This is a genomic window from Bradyrhizobium icense (assembly GCF_001693385.1).
Lineage (GTDB): Bacteria > Pseudomonadota > Alphaproteobacteria > Rhizobiales > Xanthobacteraceae > Bradyrhizobium > Bradyrhizobium icense.
This window is the reverse complement of record NZ_CP016428.1, coordinates 4,153,683-4,178,897: the sequence shown is the minus strand read 5'-3', so window position 1 is coordinate 4,178,897 and position 25,215 is coordinate 4,153,683. Positions and strand designations below refer to the sequence as shown.

Genomic DNA, 25,215 nt, shown 5'->3' with positions numbered 1-25,215 from the left:
ATAGAGCAATGACGACTATTACGACCGCGCAGGAATCATTGGGCATGGGATTGACTGCGACCAAGGCCAGACCGGCAAGGCGAGACGTCCCGAAGTCGCGCGGCGGCCGGCCGACGAAGAGCGCCGCCATCGAGCGCGATCAGCGGCTGATCGAAGTTGCCACCCGTCTTTTCTTGGACCGGGGCTATGATGCGACGTCGCTTGATGCGGTTGCGGAAGCAGCCCGGGTCAGCAAGCCCACCGTCTATGCGCGCTACGGCGACAAGCGCGGACTGTTTGCGGAAGTGCTGAGGCGCGAAATTGACCGCTGGCTTGCGCCGCTTGCCGAAGCGGCGGAGGTGCAGCTCACGCGTGCCTCGGACATTTCGGTCGAGCAGCGCCTGATAGAGGTCGGGCGCGAGATGCTGATGTTCACCTGCGGACCCGATGCCGTCGCGTTCAGCCGCATGATGACGTCACAGGCCATCAACTTTCCCGACATTGCCAAGCTTGGCAAGGAGGAAGGCTGGTTGAAGGCCGTTTCAACGACGGCGCGGTTCTTTGATCATCTGGTCGCGCAGGGTGCCATGGACGTCGAGGATACCGGGATCGCGGCGGAGGTCTTTCTCGACGTGGTCGTCGGTCACACGCACCGCATGGCGACGTTCGGAACGCCGCTGGAGATGAAGTCCGCCGAAAAGCGCATGCGGTTGGCGATCAGGCTGTTCCTGGCCGGTGCACTCGGGCCACCGAATCGCGTCCAGTCCATTCCCAAAACGACACCTCGGCGACGTCCCTCCCGCTGACAATTCCGTGAGAACGGAGTTTCACATGCGGAGCGGCGCGGGGGCGTTCTTGACCAAAACAAAACGATACGGTATGGTTTTGTTACAAGCGAAGTGCGAGTTCCTGTTTGGCAGTCCCGGCGGGGCTCGCACCGCTTCGATCGCTGCGAACGGCGGTACCTTTGCGGCGTTCCGCGGCCGACCCGTATGCCTCCAAAGGGTCGGCCGCGCGTTATACGAGACGAACCGGCCCCTCCGCCGGCAGAGACAGCCTCAAGGATGGAGACTTGCAAACATGCGTACGCCCCGATGTTGGAGACATTTGCTTGCAGTCGTCCTGGTGGCGGTCATCCTCCCTGCCCCGATCTATGCCATGGCCTCGCCGACCGACGAGCCGACCTCGCTCCGCAATGAGGCCGACGATGGTGCCGCGTCCGACCAGCAGGCGGTCAGTCGCGAGCTCGAGCTTTTCCGTGGCTCGGCCATCTCGCTGAGCCAGGCGATGGCCATCGCCGAAGCGCTACATGCCGGCGCGACGACCGCCGACGTCAGCTTCGACGGCGCGCCGGATTCACCGGTCTACCGCGTCAAGACCCTTCACAACGACCGCATCTGGCACCACACCATCGACGCCACGACCGGCAAGATCGTCGGCGGCGAAGCCGCCTTTCCTTTGAAGGAGTTCGATGCCGGGGACCGCAGCAACCTCGTTGCACTGAAGACGATCCGGCAGCGCCTGGCAGATGCCGTCCGCGTGGCCGAGCACGCGGCGTCGGGCAAGGCCATCAGCGGCGGCCTGATCCGCGAACGCGGCCGGCTGAATTTTGCGATCGTCGTCATGACTGGCAACGACCTGAAAGCGGTGATCCTCGAGCCTCCCGGCGCCGCAAGGCGGCGATGATGCGGGCTCGTCTGCCTCCGTTGCAGCCCGGATAAGGCGAAAAGCCGTTGACGGCAGCTCAAAGCTGCCGCATAAGTCCGCGCCATGACGACTTCGACCAAAGCGACCGCGAAAACCAAAGCACCCTCTGGGGGCTCGGGAGCCGCGCGCGCGTAGTCGAACGACCGCATCATCCGAACCGAAGCCCCGCCTGAAAAGGACCGGGGCTTTTTTATTGCCCGCAAGCATATGCTTAAACCAGAGGATAGACCCGTGAGCCACGAACCCGTTGTTGCCATCGTCGGCGTGACCGGCGCGGTCGGCGCCGAATTCATCGCCACCATGGACAGGCGCCATTTTCCCGTCGGCAAGCTCAAGGCGCTGGCGAGCGCCCGCTCGGCCGGCAAGACCATCGACTTCCGCGGCGAGAAGATCGTCATCGAGGAGCTCACCGAAAAGTCGTTCGAAGGCGTCGACATCGCGCTGTTCTCGGCCGGCGGCGGCATCTCGCGCAAGTTCGCGCCCGCTGCCGTGAAGGCCGGCGCGGTCGTGGTCGACAATTCCTCGGCGTTCCGGATGGACCCGAACGTACCGCTGGTGATCCCCGAGATCAATGCGGGCCGCATCCGCGACCACAAGGGCATCATCGCCAACCCGAACTGCTCGGCCATCACCGCGCTGGTGCCGCTGTGGCCGATCCACCGCCAGAACCGCATCAAGCGCATGATCGTCTCGACCTACCAGGCGGCAAGCGGCGCAGGCGCGGCCGCGATGGAAGAGCTCGTGGAGTCGACCCGCGCCTATCTGGACGGCCGGCCTTTCACGCCCAAGGTGATCCCGCTCCCCTACGCGTTCAACGTCTTCAGCCACAACACCGCGATCGACCCCGAGACCGGCTACAACGACGAAGAGACCAAGGTGATCAAGGAGACACGCAAGATCTTCGAGGACGACAAGATCGCGATCGGCGTCACCTGCGTCCGCGTGCCGGTGCTGCGCGCCCATTGCGAAGCCATCACCTTCGAATGCGAAAAGCCGATCACCGAGGACGAGGTGCGCGCGATCCTGTCGAAGGCGCCGGGCGTCAAAATCGTCGACGACCGCGCGAAGAACTACTTTCCGATGCCGATCGATGCGTCCGGCCAGGACGACGTTCTCGTCGGTCGCATCCGCAAGGACCTCAGCGATGCCTCCGGCCACTCGATCTCGATGTTCGTGTCGGCCGATCAGCTGCTGAAGGGCGCGGCCTTGAATGCGATCCAGATCGCGGAGCTATTGCCGCAGCGCGCGATGGCGTGAGGGGCGACCGTAGAGCCTGTGAAGCTTTTGGGTCCGCGGGGATTGGCAAGGCGAGGTCAGGGTGTGAGTTGATCCGACCGTTGTGAAGAGACGGACGTTGGCGGTGCCACTAGGTTTTGGCGAGACGGTGGCCCTGCAAGATGTTGTTGGTGAGCGCGAACCAGAGCACGACGGCGCGGACCTTGTCGATGCCGCGGACGGTCAATTGCCGCAGGTCCCAGTTGCGCCAGCGGGCATGGATGCATTCGCAGATCGTGCGGGCTCGGTACTGCGCCTTGCCATCTTCGCTGGCCATGCGGGCACGCCAGGCCAACACGCCCGGGCTGTCGCCGGGCCGGGGCAAATAAGGATCGATGCCACTCCTGGATTGTGTTGGTGGGCAGTAGACGTCAACGCCTTTGCCATGCGCCCACTCGATGTCCTCGGCGCTGCAGAACCCGCCATCGACGAGGTGGCGGCGGGGAAAGCAGCCCAGCAGTGAGCGCGTTCGTTCCAGCATCGGCCGCATCAGGCCGCGATCCGATCCATTGTTATCGACATCGACCGTGACCACGATCAGCTCGCCCGCTGCACTGGCCACCTGCACGTTGTAGGCTGGACGGAAGCCGGCATCCGCCATCTTCATCACCCGTGCCTGCGGGTCTGTGGTAGAGGCCCGCGGTTCCTTCGGCTTTTTGCCATTGCCGCCCTTCTCGTCGAGTTGCTTTCGCTTGCGCTTGATCTCGGCCAGCGCCGCTTGCGCAGCCTGTACGCGCTCGCTGCGTTCGCGCGCCGCGCGCTCCCTGGCGGCCCGGATGCGCCGATTGCTGGCTTCCGGATCCGCATCGACCTCGCGCTTCAGCTCCTCCACTATCGCCTGGGCCTGCGCCATCTGCCGATCCAGCGTCGCCTCGCGCCGGAACGATCCGGTCCCCGCATTGGCCCGTATCCGCACCCCGTCTTGGGTCAACTTCTCCAGATCGACCAGCCCCGCCTTGCTCAGCGCCGCCAGATGCTCGCTCAGCAACCGGTCGAGCAGGTCGGCACAACCGACCCGGAAGTCCGACAGCGTGTGATAGTTCATCGACACCCCGCCACAGAGCCAGCGATAGACGTCATGGTTCTCGCAGAGGCGGGCCAAGGCACGCGCGCTGCCCACGCCATCGCTCGTGGCGTAAAGCCAAAGAGCCAGCAGCAGTCGTGGCGATGGCGGCGGATGGCCGGGCGTATTCTCCCGCGCCTTGACCCGATCCTCAAGCTCGCTCAGGTCCAGCCCCTCAACATAGCCCCAGATCACGCGCGCCGGATGCTCTTGCCCGATCAGGCTCTCGATATCCACAGCGCGAAGTTCGATCTGCTCGCGCATTGGCTCGCGCAGTCGCGGCGCTCCACGCGGCTCCGCACCCGCTCGGGGCTTTACCTGTTCCGGCAATTCTCCAAAGAGCCCTTCGTCAGCCATTATTCTCTCCGGCGAATCAACGCACATAGAGAATCACGACCGCCTTGATCTCCGCTACATCCGCCAAGCCGAAATGAAAGATTCACAGCCTCGTAGGGTGGGCAAAGCGAAGCGTGCCCACCATTCAGGTTGATGCGAAACGAGGGTGGGCACGGCGCAAACGCGCCTTTGCCCACCCTACCGCAGCTACGCGCCCGTCACGCGCCAGATGACGTTGCCGACATCGTCGGCCACCAGCAGCGAACGGTCAGGACCCAGCGTCACTCCGACCGGCCGGCCGTAGGAGACCTTTTCATCCGGTGCGAGAAAGCCCGTCAGAATATCGCGCGGCGGGCCGGAGGGGCGGCCGTTCTCGAACGGTACGAAGACGACGGCGTAGCCGCTCAGCGTGCTGCGGTTCCAGGAACCGTGCTGGCCAATCACCATGCCGTCAGGAAAGCCCGGCAGCGTGCCGGATGGCATCCAGCACAGGCCGAGCGAGGCGGTATGGCCGCCGAGCGCATAGTCCGGTTGAATCGCCTTCGCTACCATGGCCGGATTCTGCGGCACGCGGTCGTCCACCGTCTGGCCCCAGTAGCAATAGGGCCAGCCGTAGAAGCCGCCGTCGCGCACTGACGTCAGATAATCCGGCGGCGTTTCGTCGCCGAGGCCGTCGCGTTCATTGACGACGGTCCAGAGCGCGTCGGTGTTGGGCTCCCAGGCGAGGCCGACGGGATTGCGCAGGCCGCTGGCAAAGATGCGGCTCGTGCCATTGGCCAGATCGAGCTCATAGATCGCCGCGCGGCCGTGCTCGACCTCCATGCCGCTCTCGGCGATGTTGCTGAGCGAGCCGACGCCCGCGTAGAGCTTCTTGCCCTCCGCGCTCGGCAGCAGGCTCCGGGTCCAGTGCCCGCCGGGTTTGAACGTCACGAGTTTTTTTCCCTCGGCGGCGATGCGGTCAGCACCGGCCACATAGGGAAAGCCGACGACGCCGTCGGTGTTGCCGACATAAAAGGTGTCGCCCACCAGCGCCATGCCAAACGGCTGGCTCAGTCCCTCCATGAAGATCCCTCGCGCCTCCGCAACGCCGTCGCCGTCGCGATCGCGCAACAGCGTGATACGGTCGGCGCTGATGCCGAGCGCCGCGGCACGCCGCATTGTCGCTTGCATCGCATAGTGGAACACGCTCCTGGGCGGTCCGGCGATCTGCGTCGCCTCGGCGATGAGGACGTCGCCATTGGGCAGCACGTTGATCCAGCGCGGATGGTCCAGGTCGGTCGCAAACGCGTTGACCTTGAGCCCGGGCGCTGCGGTCGGCTTTTGCCCAGTGTTCCAGCCTTGAGCCGTCGGCATCTTGAGCGTCGGAATAGCCCCTTGCGGCTTCGCCGCCGGAATTGCGGGCGTGTTGCCCCAGGCCGGTTTGGGTTCGGATCCCTGCCGACGGCGCCACAGCAGCGCCGCGGCCCCGATCAGCGCGACTATTCGCGCGAAAATGCCGGAAAAGTTCATGCAAGGCCCCTGTTGTTCCGCGCACCGATGCGCCGCGAGACGGTAGTTATACGATCTTGGCGACATCAGCCGAATCAAAGAGACAGGGGGTGGCGCTTTATTGTCAGAGCGCTTCCTCCCTGACCTTTGCCCGCCCAATTGGCGGGCCTCTTTTCAAGCGAAGACGCCCGGCTTTGCCTCAATCCGGCGCGCGAAACAGCAAGCAAGCATCGCCATAGGAATAGAACCGGTAGCCTGCCGCGATCGCATGCGCATAGGCGCGCTTCATCGTGTCGAGACCGGAGAACGCCGACACCAGCATGAACAGCGTCGAGCGCGGCAGGTGGAAATTGGTCATGAGGATATCGACCGCGCGAAAGCGATAGCCCGGCGTGATGAAGATCGAGGTCTCGCCGTCGAACGGCTGAACGGTGCCGTCTTCGGCCGTGGCGCTTTCCAACAGCCGTAGCGACGTGGTGCCGACCGCAACAATGCGGCCGCCATTGGCGCGCGCAGCGTTCAGCGCGGCAGCAGTATCGGCCGAGATCGATCCCCATTCGGCATGCATGTTGTGCGCGGAAGTTTCCTCGACCTTCACCGGCAGGAAGGTCCCTGCCCCGACATGCAGCGTTATCCGATGCAATTCGACGCCGTGGCGGCGAAGCGCCGTTTCGAGCTCAGGCGTGAAATGCAATCCCGCCGTCGGCGCTGCGACGGCACCTTCATTCGCTGCGAACATGGTCTGGTAGTCGGCTGCATCGCGATCGTCGGGCGTGCGTTTGGAGGCGATATAGGGCGGCAGCGGCGGCGTGCCGAGATCGGCGATGGCCTGATCCAGCGCCGGCCCGTGAAACGAGAACGACAGCGTGATCTCGCCCTCGTCGCCCTTGGCCTCCACCTCGGCATCGAGATGGCCGAGCAGGCAGACCTTGCCCTCATTGCCGAAGCGAACGATGTCGCCGGGCGCGAGCTTCTTCGCAGGCCTAACCAGCGCGCGCCAGCGCGAGCCGTCCAGCCGCTTGATCAACGTTGCCTCGATCTTCGGCTCGGTCTCGCGGCCGATACGGCGGCCCTTGAGTTGGGCGGAGATCACCTTGGTGTCGTTGACGACGAGTTGGTCGCCGGGCTCCAGCCATTGCGGCAACTCGGCGACGGTGCGGTCGCGCAGCACCCCATCGGGCTGCACCACCAGCATCCGCGCAGCATCGCGCGGGCTCGCGGGCCGCAGCGCGATGCGGGTGGCGGGGAGTTCGAAATCGAAGAGATCGGTGCGCATCGGCTTTGCACGTCAACCCCAGTTCCTCATCCTGAGGAGCGCGATAGCGCGTCTCGAAGGATGAGGCCCGGGTGCTGCAGCGTCCTTGGCCTCATGGTTCGAGACGCGTAGTGCGTACGCTCCTCACCATGAGGGGCGAGAGTTACGCGTCCAGCGCCATCCGCGCTTTGACGATCTTGTCCGGGTTCTGCACCGGCTCGCCGCGCTTGATCTTGTCGACGTTTTCCATGCCGGACGTGACCTTGCCCCAGACCGTGTACTGGCCGTTGAGGAAGGAGGCATCGTCGAAGCAGATGAAGAACTGGCTGTCGCCGGAATCAGGGCTCGCGGCACGGGCCATCGAGGCGGTGCCGCGCACATGCGGCTCCTTGTTGAACTCGGCCTTCAGCTTCTTGCCGGAGCCACCGGTGCCGGTGCCGTGCGGGCACCCGGTCTGCGCCATGAAGCCCTCGATGACGCGATGGAACACGATGCCATCGTAAAATCCCTCGCGCACCAGTTCCTTGATCCGGGCGACATGGCCCGGCGCCAGATCGGGACGCATTTCGATGGTGACGGGGCCCTGGGTGGTTTCAAGGATCAAAGTATTTTCTGTATCAGCCATGCTCGTTTCTCTTCCGGTTTGGGTGGACGTTTGCGGGTTCTAAAAAGGACCGCGAAAGGCCGGCCGGCGACCGCACCGCCCAGTCCCTCGGTAAATGGCAACGGCGTGCAGCGTTGCAATGCCTCCATTACGGCAGTTCGGTACGCTATCCGGTCGTTGTCGCTGGCTCGTTCCGATTCGTACGTGATCCTCGGTTGACCCAGAATGGCGCCCTCGCGGTTGAAGCTGACGACGACCGTGATGTCCATCGGGTTGGCGCGCGAGTAAGGCGGCGGCTGCCAGCAGGAATGCAGTTTGGCAAAGACGTCCTTGATGGTATCGAGTTGCTGCGGCTGAGCCTGCGCATGCGCACCCGATGCAAGCCACACGAGAACCGCGGTAAACCAGACGAATGGCTTGCTGCGGCCCGCCGTCATGGCCTCACTTGATGTCGGATGCGACTTGCACCTTCACCATCTTGTCGGGATCGACGACCGGTTCGCCGCGCTTGATCTTGTCGACCACGTCCATGCCCGACACGACTTCGCCGATCACGGTGTACTTTCCGTTCAGCGACGCGCCTTCGGCGAACATGATGAAGAACTGCGAATTCGCCGAGTTGGGATCGCTCGTTCGCGCCATGCCGACGATGCCGCGCTTGTACGGCACGTTGGAGAACTCGGCCGGCAGGTTCGGATGTTTCGAACCGCCGGTGCCGTTGAAATTCTTGCCGTCGCCGGTCTGCGCCATGAATCCCTCGATCACGCGATGGAACGGCACGTTGTTGTAGTAGCCCTCGCGCGCCAAGAGCTTGATGCGCTCGGCATGCTGGGGCGCGATGTCGTTGCGCAGCTTGATCACGATGCGGCCCTTGGTGGTGTCGATCACGATCGCATTCGCCTTGTCGAGGTTGGCGGGCAGCGGCTGCGCGATCGCGGGGACCACAACGAACAGCGCGGCGAGAACGGCGAGAATTCGGATCATGAAAGCTCCGGTGATGTGAAAACAGGACAGCGCGTGCGAGCGCGTTAGCCCGCGAACTTGGCCTTCAGCCTCGCGGCAATCTGGGGCGGCACGAAGGCGGAGAAGTCGCCGCCCATGCCCGCGATCTGGCGCACTAGCGTGGCGGTGATCGGGCGGACCGCGGGCGACGCCGGAACGAACACGGTGTGCACCTCCGGCGCCATGACCTCGTTCATGCCGGCAAGCTGCATCTCGTAGTCCATATCGGTTCCGTCGCGCAGGCCGCGAATCATGATGGTCGCGCCGACCTGCCGCGCCGCAGCTACGGTGAGGTTGTCGTAGGTGGTGCAGTCGAAAGCGCAGCCGGCCTTTTGCGCAATCGGCTCACATACCGCCCGAACCATCTCGAGCCGCTCCTCGGTCGAAAACAGCGGCTTTTTACCGGAATGGACGCCGATGGCGACAATCAGGCGGTCGCACAGCGTCACGGCGTGCCGCAGCACGTCCAGATGGCCGTTGGTGATGGGATCGAATGAACCGGGATAGAGCGCGATACGGGGCATAGGTCCCTCCTACCCCGCCCCGGGCGGCCCGGCAAGCCGGGCCCGGTTCCCCCTGGTGCGGCTTTTTTTGGGATCGGCCAATGAACCAGTCGTGGGGCCGGGCGCGCGCTGGACGGGCGGCAATGTTTCGTCCGCCACTGGCCGACGAAACAAAACTCAGCCCCGACGAAACCATTTTCCGCACCCGCGAAGACGGCCGGAAACTTGCCCTGGCTACAAGTCCTCCCAACGAAACGACGGGCCGCGAAGGCCCATGACAGGGGACCGTCATGATAAAGGCTTTTTCCGCCATCGCTGCTGCCGCTTTCATTGCTGCCGCGCTGACCGTATTGCCCGGCTTTGCCCCCCAGGTCGAAGCCAGCGTGCCGCAGGCGCTTGCCAAGGGCGACCGCCTGGACATCCGTACCGTCGGTAAGGATTGCTCGCAGCAGGCCTGGCCGAATTTCGAAGCTTCCTGCCTCCGCGCCGCCGACTCCAAATCGATGGTGAAGGAAGCCCGCCTGGTTACCGCCGACCGCACCCCGTAACGGCGCAATTTTCGTTCCGCTTAACCTCCAAGGAACGCTCTGGTGGCGAGTAGGGATGCCCCCCTGCTCGCCATTTGCGCGCCAGACCTCGTGGCCCATCGCCCGGGATTGCGCTGCCAATTCGAGCCCGCCGACCGCGGCTCTTTGCCAGTGGACGGGACCGGGGATGGTGTGCTGTTGAAGGCTGCGGTAGACTTCCGCTGCGACTAGTGACCGCCCCTTTCCTGCGGGAGGTCGATGTGGACATAGCGGATTGGCTGCGCCGCCTCGGGTTGCATCAGTACGAGAGCGTGTTTCGTGACAACGACGTAGATGCGGAGACGCTGCCCAGCTTGACGGCAGACGATCTGCGTGAACTCGGCATCGCATCGCTTGGCCATCGCAAGAAGCTACTCTCGGCGATCGCCGCACTATCCCCGACACTCGGCAAGAATCTGGAGGAAGATCGCGGACCGCCGCCAGCGGAGGCAAGCGCTTCACGACCGTCGACTAAAACGCGGCCCGCCGAGCGCCGTCATTTGACGGTGATGTTCGTCGACCTCGTCGGTTCCACTGCACTTTCGGTGCGCCTCGATCCCGAGGAGTTGAGGGAAATCCTTGCCGCCTACCACAAAGCGGTTGCAGCGGAGGTGGACCGCTTCGAGGGATACATCGCCAAGCTCATGGGCGATGGTGTGCTGGTCTATTTCGGCTGGCCGCAGGCGCATGAGGACGAGGCCGAACGTGCAGTGCGCAGCGGGCTTGCAATTGTGGAAGCCGTAGAGGGACTAGAGAAACGAGCCGGCCTAGCTCTTTCCGCGCGCGTCGGGATTGCGACCGGGTTGGTCGTGGTCGGCGACCTGATCGGGGAAGGTGCTGCACAGGAAGAGGGAGTCGTGGGCGCCACGCCCAACCTCGCCGCACGCCTGGAGCAGCTCGCAGAGCCCGGTGCCGTCGTGGTCTCCGAGAGCACGCGTCGTCTTCTTGGCAGCTGGTTCACAATCACGGATCTGGGGCCGCAACAGCTCAAAGGAATCGAAGGCCTGGTATCGGCTTTCCGCGTCCTTGGCGAAGCGACGGCCGAGGGGCGGTTCGAAGCCCTCCGGCGGGCCGATGTTGGTCCTCTCATCGGCCGCGAAAATGAGCTCGCTTTGCTCATCGACCGCTGGGAGATGGCGAAAAGCGGCGAGGGACAGGTCGTGCTGCTGTCCGGGGAGGCCGGCATCGGCAAGTCGCGGATTGTGCTCGCGCTTCGTGAGCGCCTGCGAACCGAACCTCGTTTCCGGATCGGGTATTACTGTTCGCCGCACCATGTGAACAGCGCGCTCTGGCCGGTGATCGCCCAGCTTCAGCGCGCGGCAGGGTATCTCCACGAGGACACTCCGTCATTGAAGCTCGAGAAACTGGATCGGCTTGTCGGCCAAGCCGGCGAGTTTGGCGAGGACGCGGTGCCGCGGCTCGCCGAGGTCATGGGGCTGCCGCTCGATGGCGGCTACGTGGCGCCTGGAGGGACGCCACAGGAGAAGAAGGCGCGGCTGTTCGGCATTCTGCTGGGACAGATGGAGGGGCTTTCGCGCCAGCGGCCGATGCTGATGGTGTTGGAAGACGCGCATTGGCTCGATCCGACCTCGGAGGAACTCTTCGAACGCATGGTGGACAGGATCCGCGGTCTGCCAATACTTCTCGTCGTAACTTTGCGGCCCGACGTGCCTACGCCCTGGACCAATTTCCCGCACGTCACATTACTGAGCCTCAACCGCCTCGGGCGGCCAGCATGCCGAACGCTTATCCAAATGGCGGCGGGCGAACGATCGCTGCCGCCAATCGTGATTGAAGCCATTCTTTCCCGCACCGAGGGCGTTCCGCTGTTCGTCGAGGAATTGACGAAAACGGTCCTTGAAGCGGCGATCTGGAAGACGACAGCCGTCGATGGCGATCTCGAGCTTGACGGCCCTCTTCCGCCACTTGCCATCCCGGCGACGCTGCAGGATTCGCTCATGGCGCGCCTCGATCGCCTGGCTCCGGCACGCGAGGTGGCCCAAATCGCCGCCTGCATCGGTCGGGAGTTCGAGGAGGATGTCGTTGGCGCGATTGCCGGATACCCCCAACCGCAGCTGGCTGCGGCACTCGGTCAACTTTGCAAGGCTGGACTGATCCAGCGAGGCGGAATGCCGCCGCGGCACGCGTACAACTTCAAGCACGCGCTCGTCCGCGACGCGGCGTACGCCACCCTGCTCAAGTCGTCCCGTCAGCAGCTGCATGCGCGCATCGCGCAGGCGATCGAGCGCTTGCGACCAGAGATCGCAGAGGGCCAGCCCGAGATCGTCGCCCATCACTTCATTGAAGGCGGCCTGCCTGACCGGGGGGCAATTTATCTTCTAGCCGCCGGTCGGCTGGCAAAGGCGCGGCACGCCGCAAGAGAAGCGGTCTCCCAGCTTGAAACGTGCCTGCGGCTCACCACCCGTCATCGGGACAATGCGGCGCCGACCGATCGGTGCACCGAGCGCGAGTGCCTCCTGATGCTGGGCGACTTGGCCGGCGTCGACGACGACCTGGATCGAGCGAACAACTACTACGAGCGCGCCATGGCGCTCGGCGAATCCGACGCTGACCGCGACCGCGCGCGCAACTGCATTCACCGCGCCCGACACGCGGTGCGGGACGGCGCGCGGCTCGTCTTCTACGAGCACGGTAGCGGCGAGCCGTCGATCGTGTTCATCAATCCGATCGTATACGGGCTGGCGACCTTTGAACCGATTCTCGAGCAGCTTTGCCAGGAATTCCGTGTCATCACCATCGACTGCCGGGGCGCCGGAAGATCCGACCCCCTGGTGCGCCCTTATTCGACGCTCCAACACATGGAGGACCTGCGGGCGATCATCCACGCGGCCGACGCTGCCCCGATCGTTGGCGTTGGCATCTCGCGCGGCTCCAACCTGCTTATCCAGCTTGCCCACAAACACCCGGAGCTCGTCGGAAAGATCATGACGGTGGGCACGCCGTTGATCGGAGCGGACGGGCGCCCGGTACTCAACCCGGATTACATGGCGTTTCGTGCCGAGATGGCGCGTCGTGAGGACGCGTATAGTCGGGGTGCCATTGAGGAATTGATTCGCTTGCACAATCGGTACGTCTACAGCGAGCCAGATACCGACGAGTTGCGGCGGATGGCCGCCGAGCGCGTCTGCAGGCTGCCACTGGAGACGATCTTGAGCTTCTACGATGCGGATCCGGACTTGGACATCGCACCACTGCTTGAATCGATCGCCGTCCCGACGCTTGTCGCCCACGGTCGAGAAGACCAACTCATTCCCTGCACCGCGAGCGAATTCATCGCATCCCGCATTCCGGACGCGCAGCTCTATATGTTTGAGGGCAAGGGCCATAACCCGATGTTCTCGGCCACGAACGAGTTTTGCGATGTGCTTCGCAATTTCGTTCGCACGGGACGCGCGGAAAGAACGTCTCGAGGATCGCTGGCGGCGTGAAACCAAAAGTCGGGGCCGCTGGCGGGCCAGTATTGGTCGCGAGCCGGCCAGCGGAGTTGCCCCTTTAAGCTCGCGTCGATCTGCTTTAGCTGGTTGCCAATGAACCCGCACCCTAATCTCCAACCGACTGCAGCCAGTAGCGAGTAGAGATGCCCGCTACCGCCTACCTCAGGCGCGCGGTCTCGCCCTTCCGGAAGATCGCGCCGGGCTGCCGTCTGCCGCTCCCGGATTGGCCACCCGCTTCAGTACCGAGGTCACGACGTAGCGGCCGGCGGGATGGATGCTTTCCGAGATCTCGAACAGGCGGCCGCGCGAGTCCAGATAGCTGCGGATGACCTCGAGCGCGGCCGATCCTGCTTCTGCGCCCAGCGCCTTGGCAAACTCGTTCGGCACAACGGTCGCGGCAACGGTTTGATGCACTTCGGAGGCGATCACGCCGTAACTGTCCGCAATCATTTCGCACACCAGGCGGCGGTCTTTTCTGATATCGCGCGCGGCATCTGCGTAGCTCTCTTCGACATAAACGTTGACCCAGGCCAACGGTGAACTTTTGGGCTTTGTCGATGCGCGAACGTACGCGATCCGAAGCCAGCGTGACCCCGGCTGACAGCCGAAGCGCCTTGCTGCCTGGCGATCCATCACGACGGTCTCGATGCTCCTGATGTCGCGCTCCGTCGCCGCAGCGAGCTCCACGAGATCGCTCAGTGAACCGAGCGTCTGCTGAAAACTCTCTTGCGGGCGTTCGCGCGTCTCAACCCGCGTGCCGGAGCCCTTCCGGCGCGAGACCGCCCCGAGCTCAGTGAGCCGGCGCATCGCCGCCCGCACGGTCTGCCGGCTCACGTCGTAGCGCGCGGCAAGCTCGAGTTCGGTCGGGATCAGGCCGCCGACCGGATACTGGCCGCGGTGGATCGCCTCCAGCAAATCGCGGGCGATGTCCTCGTAGATTGGCATGTCGAACAGCTCTCGCGGGTTGGCGGCTCCCATAGCACGGCCGCGCCAGCCCCGCACCCGCGCTTGACAAATTTGTACGTATCAATCATATGGCCGTACATATTAACAGGGAGGAAACAAGCGCGTGGCCAGCACGATGTTCGACAGCGCCATTTATCGCGACGTCTTTTCGACGCCGGCCATGCGCGCGGTGTTTTCCGACGAGGCGCAGCTCATGGCCTTTGTGCAGGCCGAAGTGGCACTTGCCATTGCGCAGGGCGAAGCCGGCGTGATTCCGCACGAGGCGGCTGAGGCGATCGCGCGCCAGGCGCCGGCGATGTCGCTCGATATAGAGCAGTTGAAGCGCGACACCGAGAATGTCGGCTATCCCATTGTCGGCCTGGTCCGCCAGCTATCGGAGCGACTGGGCGAAGCCGGCCGCTATTTGCATTGGGGCGCGACCACCCAGGACATCATGGATACGGCGACCGTGCTGCAACTGCGCGAAGCGGTCGCGCTGATCGAAACCCAGCTCGGCGAGGTCATGGCAACACTCGCCAATCTCGCCCGACTGCATCGCGATACGCCGATGGCCGGCCGAACCCATCTTCAGCAGGCCCTGCCGATCACGTTCGGGCACAAGGCGGCGATCTGGCTCTCGGCGCTGCAGCGCTCGGCCGATCGGCTCGCGCAGGCCAAGCCTCGCGCCCTTCAGGCGCAGCTCGGGGGCGCGGCGGGAACGCTGGCTTCGCTCGGCGAACGCGGACTGGACGTGCGTGCCGGCTACGCGCGAGCGCTCAACCTTGCCGAACCGGACATCACCTGGCATGTCGCCCGCGACGGGCTGATCGAACTGGTGCAGACGCTGGCCGTCATCTGCGGCGCGCTCGGCAAGATCGGCTATGACGTCATGATCCTGATGGCGACCGAGATCGGCGAGGTGTTCGAGCCCTTTTCCTCGCATCGCGGCGCATCCTCGACCATGCCGCAGAAGCGCAACCCGATCTCCTCGGAAATTCTGCTGGCGAACGCAAAAGCGTCCCGCGACGCCGCTTCGCTGATGCTGGATGCAATGGTGCAGGATCTCGAGCGCGCCACCGGGCCCTGGCACTGCGAATGGCTGGCGCTGCCCCAGGTTTGTCTGCTGACGGCCGGATCGCTGGCGCAGGGGCAATTCATGCTGTCCGGCCTGATCGTCGATCCCGAAGCGATGAAGCGAAACCTGCAATCCACGCGCGGGCTGATCGTCGCCGAAGCGGTCATGATGGGGCTCGCGCCTGCGCTTGGCCGTCAGCTCTCGCACGACGAAGTCTATGCCGCCTGCCGCGACGCGTTCGAGCGCGGCGACCCGCTGCTCGATGCCTTGCTGCGGCGCCCGGCCATCGCATCCGCTTTGCCGCGCGATCGGCTCGCCGCCCTGTGCGAACCGTCAAACTATCTCGGTACGGCCGGAGCAATGGTAGACCGCGTGCTCGCGCGTCAAAGCAAACGATAAACACGATCAATAAACATCTGGGAGGATCGATTCATGGCGACCCACACGCTTGATCGCCGCGCCGTCACGCTCGGCCTCGCTGGCGCCCTCTGCATGCCTTCGGTCCTGCGCGCCCAGACGAATTATCCGGACCGGCCGATCAACGTCATCGTGCCGTTTGCCGCCGGCGGTCCGACCGACGCGATTGCGCGCATCTATGCCGAATTCCTCTCGCGCGACCTCGGCCAGACGCTGGTCGTCGAAAACGTCGCCGGCGCCGGCGGAACGATCGGCTCGACCAGAGCCGCGCGCGCGACGCCCGACGGCTATACGATACAGATCGGTCAGGCCGGCACGCACGTGTCGAGCGTCGGGCTTTATCGTAACCTGAAGTACAATCCCATCACGGACTACGAACATCTCGGACTGCTCGGCGATCTCCCGCAGGTGCTGATCGTCAAGCGTGACCTTCCGCCTGATACCTTCAGGGCATTCGTGGATTACGTCCGCGCCAATGAGACCAAGCTCAACGCCGGCACCGCCGGACCCGGCTCGTCGGCGCATATGGGCGCGGCCATGCTGAACGTACGCCTCGGCACCAAGGTCAATCTGGTCTCGTACCGGGGAACGGGTCCTGCGATGAACGATCTGATCGCGGGCCAGATCGACTACATGGTCGAAGTGTCCCTCACCGCGCTGGCTCAGATTCAGGCAAAAACGGTGAGGCCGCTCGCGGTCTTCCGCTCGGCGCGGATTTCCACGCTGCCCGATGTGCCCTCCACCAACGAGTTCGGCGTCGCTGGGCTCGACTTCCCGGTCTGGCTCGGCTTCCTGGCGCCGAAGGGCACGCCGCAACCGATCGTGGAGCGGCTCAACGCCTCGATCCGCAAGGCGACGCAGGACACAGCCCTGCGCGACCGCCTCGCCCCGCTCGGTCTCGAAATGCCAGCGGATGCGACCAACACCCCAACCGGCTTCCGCAACTTCGTCCAGTCGGAAATCGATCGCTGGGTGCCACTGATTCAGAAGGCCGGTTTGGTGATCGAATGAGGTCCAGGCCCGTAGCTCGGCCGCCGGCCAATTCGCTCATTTGGGCCGTGTACCCATAAAACCGGTGGCGTGACGTGCAGAAGCAATGTCTGCTCCGCCCCAAAGTGACGCGGTTCCTGCACGGCAGCAAAATGACGCGAAGCGCCAAAGGGCGGCGGCATACGCCCTTTTGCTAGCGCTTGCTCGCCTAGGATCCCGCGTCCGCGGGTTGCAAGGCTTCAGCCACAAGGGCACCTGGCCGGGCCCTCGCCTGCAGGCGGGACACCGCCTCGGCCAGCGGAACGTCGGCCTGTGAGCCGTCGCGCTCGCGCAGGCTCACCCGGCCGTCCCTCATCTCGCGCCCGCCGACAACAGCCATCACCGGCACCGCCATTTCATGCGCAGCCACGATGCGCCGCGAAAGAGTATCGGCGCCGTCATAGGCAACGGCCCGGATCCCGGCATCCTCGAACGCCGCCAGAACGTCCGCGCCGTATCCGGCCTGGTCTTTCGAGATCGGCGCGACCGCGACCTGGTCCGGTGACAGCCAGAACGGTAACACGCCGCCATGGTGCTCGAGCAGGATCGCGATCATGCGGCCGAGCGATCCGAAGATGGCGTGGTGGATCATCAGGGGCCTCGCGCGGCTGCCGTCGGGGGCGACGTAGGACGCCTCGAGTCGCTGCGGCAGCACGCCGTCGAGCTGCACTGTGCCGCACTGCCAGGATCGTCCCAGCCGGTCGCGCAGCGCGAATTCCAGCTTCGGTCCGTAGAACGCCCCTTCGCCGGGGTTGATTTGAGGCGCGAGGCCGCAGCGCCGCGCGGCATCGCTGAGCTTCGCTTCTGACCAATCCCAGGTCGCGTCGTCGCCGGCGCGCGCCGCCGGTCGCGTCGCCAGCGCCACCTCGTAGTCGGGAAATCCGAGGTCGCGATAGACCTCGTCAAGGAGGGTGATGAAGCGCGCGACTTCGGCCTCCACGTCCTGCTCGCGGCAGAACACATGCGCGTCGTCTTGCTCGAAGGCGCGCGTCCGCATGATGCCGTGGAGCGAACCGGAAGGCTCATTGCGGTGGCAAACGCCGAACTCGGCATAGCGGATCGGAAGTTCCCGCCACGAGCGCAGCCCTTTGTTGAAGATCTGCACGTGGCACGGGCACGACATCGGTTTCAGCGCCATCGCCAGCTCGCCGTCGTCGACCCGGAACATGTGCTCGCCGAACTTGTCCCAGTGGCCGCTGCGGCCCCAGAACTCCTTTGGCAGCAACTGTGGCGTCCGGACCTCGGCATACCGGCTTGGCGCATCTTGCGTCGGAGATAGTCCTCCAGCACACGGTAGAGCGCGTAGCCGCGCGGATGCCAGAACACCATGCCCGGCGCATCTTCCTGAAGGTGCCAGAGTTTGAGCTTCACGCCGAGATTTCTGTGGTCGAGATCGTCCATGGCTGTGTTCCTTGTGATGGGAAAAAGCGCGGACGGGGACCATCAAAAACCAGAAAAGGCCCCGTCCGTCGCCGGCGGGGCCTTTTCTGGGTGAAGTACGCTTGTCTCTAGCGCGCGCAACCAGCAGGCGATCCGCCGTAAGCGGTCGCAGTGGTCGTCGATGCGGCTGATAGAAGCTTATTCATGCTCTGTGTATGGCGGTAAAGCGCTCAGGCGTCAACGCCAGCCGCTTAGCGCAGCAGCCACGGCGCATTCTGGTGAAGGAGGCCGGCCACGCGCTCTGGATGTTCGTGGTGCAGCGAGAGGGGTGCGCGACAGCCGCACTGTCATGCGCGACTCCGGACGAGGTGCAGCGGTGCATGGGGCGGTTCCCGCCACATCGATGCTGTCAGCAACATGACTTGCTGAGTTTCAACGACCTATCGAGGTTCGAGACGAGGAAGAAGCCACCTTGGACGCCTTTCGCGCGGCTGCAGGCACCCTGGCCTCAATCTCGTTTCCGGACCAGAATGAATCCATCCCCTTGCCGGATTCGAGCCGCATTGTGACCCAGGTCGCGACCAAAGGTCGTTTCCGCGGGGGCGCAACTCCGGGGTTCTCATGTCCGGTCATCTGCGATTTTGCATCGCCACCTTTGTCCTTCTCGCAGGTCTCCCGACTTCGCCTGCGTCTTCGAATCCTCTTGCAGACTTGTTCAATGTCTCTCCGCCCCAGCCGGCCCCTGAGCCCGCTTCCGCGGAAAAGGAAAGGGAGTGCTTGCCGCGACCCGGCAAGTCGACGGCGGAAGGTCAGCGCTGGGTCTATCGTACTGAGGGGCGCCGCAAATGCTGGTTCCAGGCTGCCGAGGAGACCGCGACGGTGAAGAAGGTTCGTCATCGCGTCGCGAGGCCTCGTGTCGCCGCTCCCGAGGACAACGAGGCCGCGGAGCGCAAGCGGAAGGCGGTCGAGGATGCGCGTGCGGAGCTGCTGCCCTCCGCACCGGCGGAAACGTCTCAGCCGGCCCCGCTCGCGCCCAAGCCAAAGGTGGTTGATGCCGCTCCCGTCGTCCCTGCGGGCGCCGCGGCCCTGGTGCTGCCGGCACCCGTCACCAACAGCCCGACCGATCAGCTCACGCTTGACCAGCCCGCCTCGCGCCAGGCCGACGTGGAGATGCCTCCGGCACCCGCGCCAGCCGCCAGCAACGCTGTTGCCGCCTCCGTGCCCGTGCCTCCTGCCGCGCCGGTCGCCCTTTCCAACGCCGAGGCGGCCGATGACGGCCAAGGCTGGGCGGCAACCTGGCTTGGCGTGCTGCTGATGGCGCTGGGCCTTGTCTCCGTCTTATGCTCGAGCCGGACCCTCCGGGAGGCGATGCTGTTTGCGCGATTTAATGCGAGGACGAGTTGGCGCGCCATGGAGTCAGAAGTGCCAGTTCGAAGGCGGGCGAGTGACTTCCTGTCTACGCCAACAAGCACACCATCTCAGAGATAGACCGGACTGAACAAACACCGGAGCGCCCCTATCACGAGCGCGAATGCCGGCGTTGCCCGTCCATGATTGCACATGGCAGAGTCGGTGCGATCTGCAATTTGTGCCAATCGGGGCGAAGCGCGGCACGTTGGCAAGTCGGTTCAATTCCGTGACTGGGTTACGGGGCCGGCGCTCTCGCGAGGGTTGGAGGCGACTTGTGGCAGGGCAAGGGTGAGAGCGTCGACCAGGCGACGTCGCCACGGCTGCGTCAGCATCGATAGCTTGCCTTCGAGCAGAGCTGCCCTTTCCCGGGCTCCCACGCTTTCCGTGCTGACTTTGAGCAGTTCGGCCAACAGCTTGTTCGTGCGTTCGCATTCCCTCTCGAAGTCGGCCCGATGGCCGCTGGCAATCACCTTCATCTCTGCCAGCTCGGTCTGCAAGGCCTCGATTCGTTGCTTTAGGGCGGTGACCACCTGGTGACCGGCCTGGGTTTGCGGCGGACGGGATATTGGGGAATGGCTGAATTCGCTGAGATCGACGTGGACGAGCGTCTTGCCGTCGTTGGAGCGGGAGCGCGGCCACCGGTGTCGTTTCACCAGAGCACGGGCAGCCTCTGGGGAAATCTTGAGCCGCTCGCCTAGATCGGCATACGTCAGCATCTCGACGGGCATGATATCCGCTCCCGTTGGCCGGACGGTCACCACCCGGACACATCGAATGTGTACCAATGTATAGTTAATGTCTGGTTTACCGTGAGCGGGAGCCCTGACGCGGCGCGCCGGGGTGAGCGTCCAGCGTCGTAGCCCGCTATTGTTGCTTGGCCATCGTGCTACTGCGTCACAGTTTCGATACGCCTCTCATCATAGCTGCCGCCACGATCTCTGGCTAAGCCACCGATCGGGATGTCGGCAGCGACGCGGGATGGTTCGAACATGACGCCGTGAACGCGGAACTGTCCGCTCAGGCGCGCATGCGGCCTTGGCGCCGCCGCTAGCATGATCCGGGCTATCTGTTCGTTTTTGTTCACGCCGACCGCTCCCATGCGGCCCATGCTCCGATTACATCGGCTTGTGACACAAACGTGCAATCCCGCATCCGGATGGGTTCACGATTACGCCCCGTTTTGGAAGCGCTTACGATACCCGTCGACCTGGATGGCGAGCATGTCCCAGCGTTGATCCCGGGTTGCGCGGAGCCTGTCATCCGGCGCGCATTTGCGCGACCCGTTGGCTCCACCCAGGGGCTGCACACTTGGCCGCGCGCTAACCGCCGTTCCCGTTCACGCCGTTTTCGCCGTCGTCGCCGATATGCTCGACCGACACCACGTGCTCGTCCTCGGCCGTATCGAACACGATGACGCCTTGCGTCGAGCGGCCCGCGATGCGGATACCCTCGACCGGGCAGCGGATCAACTGGCCCTTGTCGGTCACCAGCATGATCTGGTCGGCATCCTCCACCGGGAACGACGCCACCAGCTTGCCGTTGCGGTTATTGACGCTCATCGCGACGATGCCTTTGCCGCCGCGGCCGGTGGTGCGGTATTCGTAGGACGAAGTGCGCTTGCCGTAGCCGTTGACGGAGACCGTCAGCACCACCTGCTCCTGCGCCGACATTTCGGCGTAGCGCTCTTGCGAGAGCTGGAGCGAACCCGAGGTCTCCTCGCCCTCGACTTCCGCCGGCTCTTCCGCCGCGGTTTCGCCGGCGACAGCGCGGCGCATCTTCAGGTAGGCCGACCGTTCGTCGGCGGTCGCCTCGACATGGCGCAGGATCGCCAGCGAGATCAGTTTATCGCCCTCCGCCAGCGCGATGCCACGCACACCCATCGAGGTGCGGCCGGTGAAGACGCGCACGTCGGTGACGGGGAAGCGGATGCACTGGCCGCCCGCCGCCGTCAGCAGCACGTCGTCATGTTCGGTGCAGATCTGCACGTCGACGATCGACTCGCCCTCCCCAAGCTTCATGGCGATGATGCCGGAGCGGCGGACGTCGACAAAGTCGGAAAGCTTATTGCGGCGGACGGTGCCGCCGGTCGTGGCGAACATCACGTCGAGATTGGCCCAGGAGGATTCATCCTCCGGCAGCGGCATGATGGTGGTGATGCGCTCACCCTGCTCCAGCGGCAGGATGTTGATCATTGCCTTGCCGCGGGCGTTCGGCGCCGCCATCGGCAGCCGCCAGACCTTTTCCTTGTAGACCTGACCACGCGAGGAGAAGAACAGCACCGGCGTATGGGTCGAGGCGACGAACAGTCGGCTGACGAAATCCTCGTCGCGAGTCTGCATGCCCGCGCGGCCCTTGCCGCCGCGCCGCTGGGCACGATACGCCGAGAGCGGCACGCGCTTGACGTAGCCGGCGTGCGAGACCGTGACCACCATGTCCTCGCGCTGGATCAGATCCTCGTCCTCGACCTCGCCTTCCTGCTCGACGATGACAGTCTTGCGCGGAGTGGCGAACTCGGTCTTCACCTCGGCGAGCTCGGCCTTGACGATCGCCTGCACGCGCGCACGCGAGCGCAGGATATCGAGATAGTCGGCGATTTCCACCGCGAGCTTGTCGAGATCTGCGGAAATCTCGTCCCGGCCGAGCGCCGTCAGGCGCTGCAAGCGCAGGTCGAGAATGGCCTTGGCCTGCTCCAGCGACAGCCGCGCGGTACCGTCGGCCGCCATCCGGTGACGGGGATCGTCGATCAGCGTGATCATCGCCTCGACTTCCCTTGCCGGCCAATCGCGCGACATCAGCGTGTCGCGCGCGGTGTTCGGATCGGGCGAGGTGCGGATCACACGAATGATCTCGTCGATATTGGCAACTGCAATCGCAAGGCCAACCAGGATGTGGGCGCGGTCGCGGGCCTTGCTGAGCAGGAACTTGGTCCGACGGGTGATGACCTGCTCACGGAACGCGATGAATAGCGTCAGCAGATCCTTCAGGTTCATCGTCTGCGGGCGGCCGTTATCCAGCGCCAGCATGTTGGCCGGGAAGTTCGATTGCAGTGGCGTGAAGCGATAAAGCTGATTCAGCACGACGTCCGCCATCGCTTCGCGCTTCAACTCGATGACGACGCGGTAGCCGTCGCGGTCGGATTCGTCCCTGAGATCGGCGACGCCTTCGATCTTCTTTTCGCGCACCAGTTCGGCAATGCGCTCGACCATGGTGGCCTTGTTTATCTGGTAGGGAATTTCCGTAATGATGATCGCTTCGCGATCCTTACGGATGGCGTCGATCGTGACCTTGCCGCGCATCACCATCGAGCCGCGGCCGAGGTGATAGGCCGAGCGGATGCCCTGGCGGCCGAGGATGATGCCGCCGGTCGGGAAATCCGGCCCCGGAATGATGTTGATGAGATCGTCGATGCCGAGCGCGGGATTGTCGATCAGCGCCACGCAGGCGTCGATGACTTCGCCGAGGTTGTGCGGCGGGATGTTGGTCGCCATGCCGACCGCGATGCCGCCGGCACCGTTGACCAGCAGGTTCGGGAACCTCGCCGGCAGAACCGACGGCTCCTTCTCGGAATTGTCGTAGTTCGGCTGGAAATCGACAGTGTCCTTGTCGATATCGCCGAGAACTTCCAGTGCCGACCGGGTCAGACGTGCCTCGGTATATCGATAGGCCGCGGGCGGATCGCCGTCGACCGAGCCGAAATTGCCCTGGCCGTCGATCAGCGGCACGCGCATGGAGAAATCCTGCGCCATCCGGACCATCGCATCGTAAATCGACTGGTCGCCGTGCGGATGATATTTACCGATCACGTCACCGACCACGCGCGCGGATTTGACGTGCTTTTTGTCCGGCGTGTGCCCCTGCTCGTACATCGAATACAGAATGCGGCGATGCACGGGCTTGAGCCCGTCGCGCGCATCCGGCAGCGCCCGCGCCACGATCACGCTCATGGCGTAATCGAGGTAGGAGCGTTTCATCTCGTCGAGGATGGAAACGGGGCGAATGTCGGAGTGCTCCGGCGGCTCGCCGGGCTTGTCGTCTTCGTTGTCGGACAAAGGGAAATCCAGTCAGTTCTCAACTGAGAATCATATAGCGCATCGAGGGTCCAATAACCACCCCGAAGCGCCTCGGACGCGTCGTTTTTCCGCTCGTTTTTTCATAGACTTACAGGATTGGCGAGAGACCCGCGGAGCCTGCGTTTCGGGGGCTCGAAACAGCGCCGCCGGAGGCCTCTTTCCGCGCCCGCTTACTGGCCAAAAAGCACGGCGTGCATGATCCGCCCGGGGACGAATGTGAAGCCCGGCGATGATCAATCCGCCGGCGAAAATACCGACCATCGCCTTGCGATGGCGGCTCACATTGTGCCGGCGCGCAGCGATGACGGCGATCGGCAGCATCACCAGAACCATGACCGACAGGAGATGTATCGGGCTCCAGGGGCCGAGCAGCCGGATCTCGTGGATCCAGAACGAACTGGTGGCGACGACGATCATCAGGCCGACCCAGATCCAGCCAACCGTCCGGTGCGGCAGCGTTCCCTTAGGAGCAGCCAATTGAACGACACCGAGCCCGAACGCCGCCATGGCGGCAAAGGCATGGACCGGTATCGCGGGCGCGGCGTCCAGCAGCGGTGCGAGCGGCATCTGAAACTCCCGGCGATTGCTGCGCGCGATGCAGGGCTCCTGCACCATGTAAGGAGTATTTACATCAATCTTTCCACTGTCAAGTTCAATCGACACCGTCCTGATCGATTGGATGAACGACCGCTCCGATCGCGCGTGACGCCCGAGGTCACAAACCTCTGCCGAGCCATTCAAAACGCGCGTATTCTTGGTCCGGTCATCCCGTCCACCCGCGCAGATTTGGCTGCGGTGAGGTTGCAGGTGCACAAAGGCATTCGGCGCGAGATCGGCCGAATGCCTCAAACTAAATGCTCTACCTCAAAGTGCTATTGTGCCGGCTGACTTCGCGCTCAGAACGGAATGTCGTCGTCCATGTCGCTGTTGCGGCTGCCTGCCGCGACTGCCCGACGCGGCGCCGAAGAGGCCGGACCGCTGGAGCCGAAATCGCCGGAATCGTCGGACCCAAAGCCGCCGCCCCCACCGCCGCTGCGGCCGTCGAGCATGGTCAGGTTCGAGTTGAAACCCTGCAGCACGACTTCGGTCGAGTACTTGTCGACCCCGCTCTGGTCGGTCCATTTGCGCGTCTGCAACTGGCCCTCGATGTAAACCTTGGCGCCCTTCTTCAGGTACTGCTCGGCGACCTTGCAGAGCCCCTCGTTAAAGATCACGACGCGGTGCCACTCGGTCTTTTCCTTGCGTTCGCCGGTGGCCTTGTCGCGCCAGGTCTCCGAGGTCGCGATGCTCAGATTGGCAATCGGCCGCCCGTCCTGTGTGCGCCGGATTTCAGGATCCTTGCCGAGGTTGCCGACCAGAATCACCTTGTTCACGCTTCCCGCCATCGCCGCTCTCCACTCGATATCGCCGGCAAAAATCACTGGTTCGGCCTGCATCGTGCCGGCCGTCTTCAATTCTTGACCTGTCGCTTGTCCGCCGCTCGCCCGTTTCCGGACATCCGAACGGACCCTATACGCTCGCAGGCCCCGCTGACCTGGCGATCCCTCGGCAAGTCGGCGGTTATCCACATATAGCATCGCCGGGGCAAGTGTTCCAGCTTTGTTCCCGTTACTGGTCGTTGGGCCTATTCCAATCCAACCGCTCAACCAGCGGGGG

Annotated in this window: 22 protein-coding genes and 1 pseudogene; 8 read left to right on the top strand and 15 right to left on the bottom strand. The window is 64.2% G+C overall.

Annotated features, from left to right (window positions below; translation table 11 throughout):
- The first annotated feature begins 44 nt into the window (after window positions 1-44).
- From LMTR13_RS19690 to LMTR13_RS19680, 3 genes are all read left to right on the top strand, one after another.
- The gene (locus tag LMTR13_RS19690) at window positions 45-785 is read left to right on the top strand and encodes a TetR/AcrR family transcriptional regulator (protein WP_065732824.1); all 741 of its coding nucleotides are present in this window, start codon (window positions 45-47) and stop codon (window positions 783-785) included.
- A 274-nt stretch (window positions 786-1,059) separates the two neighbouring features.
- Entirely contained in the window at window positions 1,060-1,665 is a 606-nt protein-coding gene (locus LMTR13_RS19685; protein ID WP_065729271.1) for a PepSY domain-containing protein, read from the top strand.
- A 228-nt stretch (window positions 1,666-1,893) separates the two neighbouring features.
- Window positions 1,894-2,943 (top strand): aspartate-semialdehyde dehydrogenase, encoded by a 1,050-nt coding sequence (locus LMTR13_RS19680; RefSeq protein ID WP_156795682.1) that lies wholly within the window; start codon window positions 1,894-1,896, stop codon window positions 2,941-2,943.
- Window positions 2,944-3,052: 109 nt separating this feature from the next.
- Here the strand turns inward: LMTR13_RS19680 and LMTR13_RS19675 are convergent, their stop codons facing one another.
- From LMTR13_RS19675 to coaD, 7 genes are all read right to left on the bottom strand, one after another.
- Window positions 3,053-4,381: an IS1182 family transposase gene (locus LMTR13_RS19675; RefSeq protein ID WP_197520869.1), complete on the bottom strand. Its 1,329-nt coding sequence runs from the start codon at window positions 4,379-4,381 to the stop codon at window positions 3,053-3,055.
- Window positions 4,382-4,567: 186 nt separating this feature from the next.
- The gene (locus LMTR13_RS19670; RefSeq protein WP_065729269.1) at window positions 4,568-5,869 is read right to left on the bottom strand and encodes a PQQ-dependent sugar dehydrogenase; all 1,302 of its coding nucleotides are present in this window, start codon (window positions 5,867-5,869) and stop codon (window positions 4,568-4,570) included.
- A gap of 178 nt (window positions 5,870-6,047) precedes the next feature.
- Window positions 6,048-7,124: a tRNA preQ1(34) S-adenosylmethionine ribosyltransferase-isomerase QueA gene (gene queA, locus LMTR13_RS19665; protein WP_065729268.1), complete on the bottom strand. Its 1,077-nt coding sequence runs from the start codon at window positions 7,122-7,124 to the stop codon at window positions 6,048-6,050.
- Between the two features lie 142 nt (window positions 7,125-7,266).
- Complete coding sequence (locus tag LMTR13_RS19660; protein WP_065729267.1) at window positions 7,267-7,728, bottom strand: peptidylprolyl isomerase; 462 nt, start codon at window positions 7,726-7,728, stop codon at window positions 7,267-7,269.
- The gene (locus LMTR13_RS19655) at window positions 7,704-8,144 is read right to left on the bottom strand and encodes a hypothetical protein (RefSeq protein ID WP_065732823.1); all 441 of its coding nucleotides are present in this window, start codon (window positions 8,142-8,144) and stop codon (window positions 7,704-7,706) included. Before LMTR13_RS19655 ends, LMTR13_RS19660 begins: the two co-directional genes overlap by 25 nt.
- Window positions 8,145-8,148: 4 nt before the next feature.
- Window positions 8,149-8,691, bottom strand: coding sequence for a peptidylprolyl isomerase (locus tag LMTR13_RS19650; RefSeq protein ID WP_065729266.1), 543 nt, complete (start codon window positions 8,689-8,691; stop codon window positions 8,149-8,151).
- A 44-nt stretch (window positions 8,692-8,735) separates the two neighbouring features.
- Window positions 8,736-9,233 carry a pantetheine-phosphate adenylyltransferase gene (coaD, locus tag LMTR13_RS19645; RefSeq protein ID WP_065729265.1) on the bottom strand — a complete coding sequence of 166 codons (498 nt, stop codon included), beginning with the start codon at window positions 9,231-9,233 and terminating at the stop codon, window positions 8,736-8,738.
- A 269-nt stretch (window positions 9,234-9,502) separates the two neighbouring features.
- Here coaD and LMTR13_RS19640 point away from each other — a divergent pair, with 269 nt between their 5' ends.
- Together LMTR13_RS19640 and LMTR13_RS19635 are read left to right on the top strand one after the other, a co-directional pair.
- Window positions 9,503-9,760, top strand: a complete 258-nt coding sequence (locus tag LMTR13_RS19640) for a hypothetical protein (protein ID WP_065729264.1) — start codon at window positions 9,503-9,505, stop codon at window positions 9,758-9,760.
- A 239-nt stretch (window positions 9,761-9,999) separates the two neighbouring features.
- The gene (locus LMTR13_RS19635) at window positions 10,000-13,227 is read left to right on the top strand and encodes an alpha/beta fold hydrolase (RefSeq protein ID WP_197520868.1); all 3,228 of its coding nucleotides are present in this window, start codon (window positions 10,000-10,002) and stop codon (window positions 13,225-13,227) included.
- A 168-nt stretch (window positions 13,228-13,395) separates the two neighbouring features.
- On the opposite strand, the gene LMTR13_RS19630 is transcribed toward LMTR13_RS19635, so the two are convergent.
- A complete protein-coding gene (locus LMTR13_RS19630; protein ID WP_210184841.1) occupies window positions 13,396-14,178 on the bottom strand; it encodes a GntR family transcriptional regulator in 783 nt (260 codons plus the stop codon).
- Between the two features lie 136 nt (window positions 14,179-14,314).
- Here LMTR13_RS19630 and pcaB point away from each other — a divergent pair, with 136 nt between their 5' ends.
- Window positions 14,315-15,652: a 3-carboxy-cis,cis-muconate cycloisomerase gene (gene pcaB / locus LMTR13_RS19625; RefSeq protein ID WP_065729261.1), complete on the top strand. Its 1,338-nt coding sequence runs from the start codon at window positions 14,315-14,317 to the stop codon at window positions 15,650-15,652.
- Between the two features lie 33 nt (window positions 15,653-15,685).
- On the top strand, window positions 15,686-16,681 hold the full coding sequence (locus tag LMTR13_RS19620; protein ID WP_065729260.1) for a Bug family tripartite tricarboxylate transporter substrate binding protein: 996 nt from the start codon (window positions 15,686-15,688) through the stop codon (window positions 16,679-16,681).
- A 187-nt stretch (window positions 16,682-16,868) separates the two neighbouring features.
- Here the strand turns inward: LMTR13_RS19620 and LMTR13_RS19615 are convergent, their stop codons facing one another.
- Both LMTR13_RS19615 and LMTR13_RS42605 read right to left on the bottom strand, forming a co-directional pair.
- The gene (locus tag LMTR13_RS19615; protein WP_065729259.1) at window positions 16,869-17,924 is read right to left on the bottom strand and encodes a threonine--tRNA ligase; all 1,056 of its coding nucleotides are present in this window, start codon (window positions 17,922-17,924) and stop codon (window positions 16,869-16,871) included.
- On the bottom strand, window positions 17,828-18,100 hold the full coding sequence (locus LMTR13_RS42605) for a hypothetical protein (protein WP_236843538.1): 273 nt from the start codon (window positions 18,098-18,100) through the stop codon (window positions 17,828-17,830). Before LMTR13_RS42605 ends, LMTR13_RS19615 begins: the two co-directional genes overlap by 97 nt.
- 756 nt (window positions 18,101-18,856) lie before the next feature.
- On the opposite strand from LMTR13_RS42605, the gene LMTR13_RS19610 reads away from it, so the two are divergent.
- A complete protein-coding gene (locus LMTR13_RS19610) occupies window positions 18,857-19,567 on the top strand; it encodes a hypothetical protein (RefSeq protein ID WP_197521131.1) in 711 nt (236 codons plus the stop codon).
- Window positions 19,568-19,707: 140 nt separating this feature from the next.
- Here the strand turns inward: LMTR13_RS19610 and LMTR13_RS19605 are convergent, their stop codons facing one another.
- From LMTR13_RS19605 to LMTR13_RS19585, 5 genes and pseudogenes are all read right to left on the bottom strand, one after another.
- Window positions 19,708-20,217 carry a hypothetical protein gene (locus LMTR13_RS19605; protein ID WP_156795680.1) on the bottom strand — a complete coding sequence of 170 codons (510 nt, stop codon included), beginning with the start codon at window positions 20,215-20,217 and terminating at the stop codon, window positions 19,708-19,710.
- Between the two features lie 158 nt (window positions 20,218-20,375).
- Complete coding sequence (locus LMTR13_RS19600) at window positions 20,376-20,588, bottom strand: hypothetical protein (RefSeq protein ID WP_156795679.1); 213 nt, start codon at window positions 20,586-20,588, stop codon at window positions 20,376-20,378.
- A 220-nt stretch (window positions 20,589-20,808) separates the two neighbouring features.
- A complete protein-coding gene (gyrA, locus tag LMTR13_RS19595; RefSeq protein ID WP_065729255.1) occupies window positions 20,809-23,538 on the bottom strand; it encodes a DNA gyrase subunit A in 2,730 nt (909 codons plus the stop codon).
- Window positions 23,539-23,729: 191 nt separating this feature from the next.
- Window positions 23,730-24,126, bottom strand: a pseudogene (locus LMTR13_RS19590) (DUF2306 domain-containing protein).
- Between the two features lie 329 nt (window positions 24,127-24,455).
- On the bottom strand, window positions 24,456-24,944 hold the full coding sequence (locus LMTR13_RS19585) for a single-stranded DNA-binding protein (RefSeq protein WP_065732822.1): 489 nt from the start codon (window positions 24,942-24,944) through the stop codon (window positions 24,456-24,458).
- Between the last annotated feature and the right edge of the window lie 271 nt (window positions 24,945-25,215).